This window comes from Saccharomonospora iraqiensis subsp. iraqiensis, from assembly GCF_000430445.1.
GTDB lineage: Bacteria > Actinomycetota > Actinomycetes > Mycobacteriales > Pseudonocardiaceae > Saccharomonospora > Saccharomonospora iraqiensis.
In genome coordinates, this window is record NZ_KE387127.1 from 18846 (window position 1) to 24754 (window position 5909).

General features: G+C 72.2%; 3 protein-coding genes and 2 pseudogenes. 1 reads left to right on the forward strand and 4 read right to left on the reverse strand.

All coding sequences use genetic code 11. The features are described 5' to 3' along the window. Positions 1–183 precede the first annotated feature (183 nt). The 3 genes and pseudogenes from ACTIR_RS0118960 to mtrA form a co-directional block, all read right to left on the reverse strand. Positions 184–1956, reverse strand: a complete 1773-nt coding sequence (locus tag ACTIR_RS0118960) for an LpqB family beta-propeller domain-containing protein (protein WP_026455454.1) — start codon at positions 1954–1956, stop codon at positions 184–186. Further along, positions 1953–3841: pseudogene (gene mtrB / locus ACTIR_RS24370) on the reverse strand (MtrAB system histidine kinase MtrB). The gene ACTIR_RS0118960 and the pseudogene mtrB overlap by 4 nt, the downstream one beginning before the upstream one ends. A 163-nt stretch (positions 3842–4004) precedes the next feature. Further along, on the reverse strand, positions 4005–4682 hold the full coding sequence (mtrA, locus tag ACTIR_RS0118970; RefSeq protein ID WP_026455455.1) for an MtrAB system response regulator MtrA: 678 nt from the start codon (positions 4680–4682) through the stop codon (positions 4005–4007). Positions 4683–4849: 167 nt separating this feature from the next. Between mtrA and ACTIR_RS0118975 the strand changes: the two genes are divergently transcribed. Continuing rightward, positions 4850–5635 carry an IclR family transcriptional regulator gene (locus tag ACTIR_RS0118975; RefSeq protein WP_026455456.1) on the forward strand — a complete coding sequence of 262 codons (786 nt, stop codon included), beginning with the start codon at positions 4850–4852 and terminating at the stop codon, positions 5633–5635. Positions 5636–5701: 66 nt separating this feature from the next. On the opposite strand, the pseudogene ACTIR_RS26915 reads toward ACTIR_RS0118975, so the two are convergent. Next, positions 5702–5909: pseudogene (locus tag ACTIR_RS26915) on the reverse strand (dTMP kinase); the annotation flags it as partial.

Below are 5909 nucleotides of genomic sequence, written 5' to 3' on the forward strand. Positions count from 1 at the left end.
CCGGTCCAGTACCGCCGCGCAGTCCGCGCAGCACGCGGCCCCGGGCGCGCCGCAGCCCGCACACGACGTGGACACCAGCAGGTCGAGGCCCGTCCGGCCGAGGGCGCGGGCCGTCCGAAACACACGGGTCGTCACCGCTCCAGACTGCCGCCGACCACCGACAGTCCCCGCGGATCCGACACCTCAGCCCGGGTAGAACGGCTCGGCACCCGGCCTGCTGTGCGGGTGCGGCACCCACACCGCGCCGACCTCCCCGGCCGTCCACAACCCGTGCGTGTCGGCCACCACGATCTGCCGGCCCGGCGCGGCGGTGACGGCCTCGGTCGGTGGCCCGAGGTTGGAGCTGTTGAACGTGTCGTGCTCGAAGCCGTCGACCGAGACCCGCACGACCGGCCGCCACTCGGACGAGGTCGCCACGACCAGGGTGTCCTGCGAGCTCCAGTCGACGTCGACCGCCGAGGTGAGGATGTCGCTCTTCAGCGCGCGCGGCGACCGGAGCGAGACCTCCGAGCTCGTGCGTACCACGGAGGCGACCCAGAGGGTGCCGTTCACCACGAGCGCGGCCCGCGTTCCGTCCCGGGACAACCGCAGCGCGGTGATGGCTCCCTCGTCCGGGAGTTCGCTGACGGTGACCGGTTGCGGCGCCCACGCGCCGTCCGGGTCACGCTGGACACGCACGATCGACTTCCCGTCCCGGACGGTCCACAGCTCGCTCGACTTGGACTCGTTCGACGACGGCGGTCGCCAGGTCGGTCGGGTCAACCGCTCGGCGGACAGGTCGACGACCTGCCCCGCCGAACCGTAGTCGCCCACCCGCAGACGGCGGCCACCGTCGCCGAGGTCCTCCACCACGGCGAGCTGCTGGCCGTTGATCGACTGCGCGGCGCTCTCGACGTCGTAGGCACCGCGGCCGAGCGGCCCGTGGACGGGCGCACCCGTGTCCAGGGAGCGGATCCGGCCCGCCTCCGTGGTCATGAGGCCGGGAAGCTCCGAGCTCGGCGAGGTGATCGACTCGTACGCGGGCAGGTCGCCCGGCCGCCAGTCGAGTGTGCCCGGAACCAGCGCCACCCCGTCCGAGAGCAACCGGATACGGCTCGTGGTCACGTGCTGCAACGACCGCACCACCTGGACGGCCATCCGTTCCCGGACCTTCTCGCTCTCCTCGGTGATCCCCGTCAGCGGGACCACCAGCGCCCCGTCGGGTGCCGTGTCCACGTTGCTGTCGAGTTCCGCCGATTCGCCGAGCGGGTTCACCACCGCACCGGCGAGCCCGTTCGAGGGGCCGCCGAGCACCAGGTCGACGACCCGCGCGGACAACCCCGAACGGGGCCGCGCGACCACGTAGCGGGGGTCCGGCACCGGCACCGACGAGTCCGGCGAGAAGAAGTAGACCGGCACCTCGAAGTACGACTCGGAGAAGTCGCTCTCCGTGATCAGCACGGTTCCGGGCGCGTCGACGATGCGCCACTCCCCGTTCGGCTGTTTGCCGACCCGCACCGGTTCCTCGAAGTCCCCGCTGACGGAGACGAACGCGTTGTCCGAGGTCAGTCGCCCGAGTTCGGAGGCGCGGAGGGACACGACCCGACGGTTCTCCGGGTCCGGTGCCTCCTCCTCACCCAGATACACGGTGCCGAACTCGTTGCGGATCACGGTCAGGCTGTCGTCCGGCTGCCACCGCTCGCGCGCGGACTCGCTGAGGTAGGCCCGGGCGGCCGCGTGATCGTTGGCGGGTCGTGCGCTCGCCCGGACGAACTGCCGGACCACCGACAACGGATCCAGTCCCTGTTCCGGTTCCGGGACCTCCTGGGTCGCCTGTCCGCCGCCCTCCTGCGGAACGGGATTCGGCTGCGACGTGGTGGGGATGGCCGCGCAGCCACTCACGACCAGCACGAGGGCCAGCACCGCACCCGCGATGCGGGCGTGCCGCCCGGACGACCTCGGCCTCACGCCGCTCACCGCACCTCCTCGTGCCCGTCCTCGTACCCCGCCGCGCGGCTCACCGGGGTGGGCCCCGGCTGCTCGTCCGCACCGCCGACCGCACCATCGGCCGCACCACCACGGCCCGTATCGCCGCTCCCGGCGCCGTCATACCCGGCGCGCGCACCGCCCGGGTCGGCACCGTCCGGGTCGGCACGGTCCGTGGCGACATCCCCGGTGACCGCGGCGTCGGTGTCCCCGGCGTCCCCGGGTTCGTCGCCGCGGTCGTCGGTGTCCCCGGTGTCGTCGCCGGAGCGCTCGGGTGGGTCCGGCGGCAGGCCCAGCGGGCTGTGCTCGACGGGTTCGTCCCGGGTGAGCGGCAGGGTGAGCCGGAAACACGAGCCGTGTCCCGGCTCGCCCCACGCCTCCAGCTGCCCGCCGTGCAGGCGCGCGTCCTCCAGACTGATCGCCAGGCCGAGACCCGTGCCGCCGGTTCGCCGGTTGCGGGACGGGTCGGCGCGCCAGAAGCGGTTGAAGACCAGTTCCGCCTCCCCGGGGCGCAGCCCCACACCGTAGTCCCGCACGGTGAACGCGAGCGCGTGGTCGTCGGCGGCCAGCCGCAGGCGTACGGGGAGGCCCTCACCGTGGTCGACGGCGTTGCCGAGGAGGTTGCGGAGGATCCGTTCGACCCGCCGGGCGTCGATCTCGGCGTGCACCTCCTCGTCGGGCAGCTCCAGCTCGATGGGACTGCCCGCACTGCCCGCGATGGCACTGACCTGCTCGACGGCCCGCTCCGCGACGGGCCGGACGTCGCCGCGCTCGGCGGAGAGGTCCTCGACACCGGCGTCGAGCCGGCTGATCTCCAGCAGGTCGTGCAGCAGCGCCTCGAACCGGTCCAGCTCGTCGACGAGCAGTTCCGCCGAGCGGGCGAGCCCGGCCGGGAACTCCTCGCGGGAGGCGTGCAGCACGTCCGCGGCCATGCGCACCGTCGTCAGCGGCGTGCGCAGCTCGTGCGAGACGTCCGAGGTGAACCGGCGTTGCAGCTGCCCGAACTCCTCCAGTTGCCGGATCTGCTCCTGGATGCTCGTCGCCATCTCGTTGTACGAGTCGGCGAGTTTCGCGAGGTCGTCCTCCCCGCGCACGTCGAGTCTGCGGTCCAGGTCCCCGTTCGCGAAGTCCTCGGCCGCCGAGGCGGCCCTGCGCACCGGGGTGACCACCTGGTGTGTGACGAGGTTCGTGATCGCCGCGAGCAGCACGAGCAGCCCCAGCCCCCCGACGAGCATGGTGCTCTGCACCGTGGTGACCGTCTTCTGGTCGGTGCTCAGCGGGAACAGCAGGTACAGCTGCATCGGCTGGGTGGCCGAGGTGACCGGGGCGCCGACGGCGAGATAGGTCGAGTCGCCCGGCGGGGTGTGGAACTGGGTGGCCTTCTGGTTGCCCTCGACGTAGTTGCGCAACCCGGTCGGCACCTTGTCGAACGGACCCGCGTGGACGGGCCGTTCCCCCGCGCGGTCCCCGTCGCCCGCGGCCAGCACCGGTTCGAACGCGCCCGCGGACGAGTTCTCCGTGTCCTGGGTGGCCAGCGAGTTGTTCGTGATGCTCTTCAGCGCGTTGTTGAGCCGATTGCGCAGGGCGTCGTCCCGCCCCGCTTCGCCGACGAGTTCGCTCTCGGCGGTGCGTACCGCGACCCGCAGCTGGTTGAGTGCCGCGCTCTCCTTGGTGTCGACGAGCCGGTCGACGATCTGGTTCTGCAGGACCATCCCGAGCACGAACACCACCGCCGACGACAGTGCCAGGGTGGACACGGTGACCCGGAACCGCAGCGACCGTCACCGAACGCGGCCGAGACGCGGCGGCCGTACGAGGCGGCACGACTGCCGAACGTGAGTACCGACCGCACGGGCGACACCGGGTCACGACTCATGCCCGGACCGCCGTCCCTCGGCGGACCCGCGTCGGGATGGGCGCCCGACACCTCCCGCGGTTCCCTCACGCGGCACCGTCACCTCCATCCGGCGGTCGCGTTCACCGCCCGGCCCGCCGCTCCCCGGCGCGCGGACCCCGTCCCGGTCGAGTGTGCCGTGTCCTCACGGGGGGCCGGCCTTGTAGCCGACGCCGCGGACGGTGAGAACGACCTCCGGATGCTCCGGATCCTTCTCGACCTTCGAGCGCAGGCGCTGGACGTGCACGTTCACCAGGCGGGTGTCCGCGGCGTGCCGGTAGCCCCACACCTGCTCCAGCAGGACCTCGCGGGTGAAGACCTGGCGGGGTTTGCGGGCGAGCGCGACGAGCAGGTCGAACTCCAGCGGGGTCAACGCGATGGGCTCCCCGTCCCGGGTGACCTCGTGCCCCGGCACGTCGATCGACAGGTCACCGATGGTCAGCTGCTCGGCGGGTTCGGCCTCGGTCCGGCGCATCCGCGCGCGCACCCGGGCCACCAGCTCCTTCGGCTTGAAGGGCTTGACGACGTAGTCGTCGGCGCCCGACTCCAGCCCGAGCACGATGTCGACCGTGTCGCTCTTGGCCGTCAGCATGACCACCGGCACCCCGGACTCCGCGCGGATGGCCTTGCACACGTCGATCCCGTTCATGCCCGGGAGCATCAGGTCCAGCAGCACGAGGTCGGGCTTCAGTTCACGCATGGCGGGAAGTGCCCGCGAACCGTCGGAGACCACGGTGGTGTCGAACCCCTCACCGCGGAGCACGATGGTCAACATTTCAGCCAGAGCGGGGTCGTCGTCGACGACCAGCACACGCGCCTTCATGCCGACATATTCGCACTACCGCCCCACCCCGCGTGCACGGCCCGCCGGTCGTGGCGCTCCCCGGGTCCGTTCCGGCGCCCCGGCCGTAGGTGCTTCGACCTCTCGCCGGCGAGGTGTTTTACGGTGGCGTGACCCGTGCCCTTGCGTCGACCGGTTACTGTTGCGTCATGCGGAACTCTGATGAGGCCAAAGCCGCCACGAGCCCTGTCCAGTCCGTCGACCGGGCGATCACCGTGCTCGAACTGCTCGCCAGGGAGGGCGAGGCCGGGATCACCGACATCGCCGCCGAACTCGGGGTGCACAAGTCGACGGCGTCGAGACTGGTCACCGCCCTGGAGATGCGCAACATGGTGGAGCAGCTCGGCGAACGCGGCAAGTACGCGATCGGGTTCGGCATCGTGCGGCTCGCCGGGGCCGCGACCGGGCGTATGGACCTCGCCAAACTGGGCAATCAGACCTGCCAGACGCTGGCGGACGCGCTCGGCGAGACGGTGAACATCGCGGTCGCCGACGGCGACGTCGCCATCAACATCAGCCAGGCCTTCGGTTCGGCCGCGGTCACCGCCCAGAACTGGACCGGCAGGCGCACTCCGCTGCACGCGACCTCCAGCGGCAAGGTGCTGCTCGCCCACATGGACGACGAGACCCGCGACCCGCTGCTGAGCCGGGAACTCGAGGCGTGCACACCGGCCACGACCGTGCTGCCGCGCGAACTGCGCGGCGAGCTCGCGCGGATCGTGGAGGACGGGTACGCGGCCAGCTTCGAGGAGTACGAGGTGGGCATGCACGCCGTCGCGGTACCGGTCTACGGGGCCGAGGGCGACGTCATCGCGGCGTTGAGCGCCTCCGGACCCGCCTACCGGCTGTCCCGGGAGCGCATCGACCAGCTGATCCGGCCGATGGCCGAGGCGGCCGAGGAGCTGTCCGGACAGCTCGGCCACTTCCCGACGTAACGCCGGCAGCGGGACCGGGCGCACCGGGACACGCGGTCACCCTCCGGACATGGCCCGCTCCGTCGGTCATCCCGGGGTCGGCGGAGTGAGCACGTCACGGGCCAGTTCCGCGGGGTCCACGGAGCCCGCGCCGTCCACCACGTGCCAGGGGGCGAGCCAGCCCGCCGCGGCGAGCTCCTCGTAGACCCGGCCACAACGTGCCTGGAGCGCGTCGTCGGACTCGAACACGTCCCGCCCCCGCGCCGGGTCCGCCACCGCCCGCCCCGCGGCGCGG